The organism is Bradyrhizobium sp. NBAIM08 (assembly GCF_020193935.1).
Lineage (GTDB): Bacteria > Pseudomonadota > Alphaproteobacteria > Rhizobiales > Xanthobacteraceae > Bradyrhizobium > Bradyrhizobium yuanmingense.
In genome coordinates, this window is sequence record NZ_JADYVR010001198.1 from 1 (window position 1) to 390 (window position 390).

Annotated in this window: 1 pseudogene; it reads left to right on the top strand. The window is 66.2% G+C overall.

Features of this window, described 5'->3' with window-relative positions:
• Positions 1–390: pseudogene (locus tag I6F37_RS44125) on the top strand (hypothetical protein); the annotation flags it as partial.

The following is a 390-nucleotide window of genomic DNA, read 5'->3' on the forward strand; positions in this document are numbered from 1 at the left end:
GAAGGACGCGTCGCCGTACAACGTGCAATTCGTGGGCACGCAACCGGTCTTCATCGATATCGGCTCGTTCGAGCGGTTGCGCGGCGGCGAGCCATGGCCCGGTTACCGCCAGTTCTGCGAGTTGTTCCTGAACCCTCTGCTCGTCCAGGCGTTGCGCGATGTGCCGTTCCAGCCGTTGCTCCGCGGCAACATCCACGGGATCTCCCCCGGCATCGCCGCCGAGTTGCTGCGCGGCGAAGGCCGCTTCACGAAGGGCGTGTTCACGCACGTCAAGTTGCACGCCAGGGCGGAGCGCAAGTACGCCGACGCCGACCGCGAGCGCGACGTCAAATCCGAACTGCAGCAGGCTGGGTTCGGCCCCGGCCTGATCGACGCCCAGCTGAAGAACCT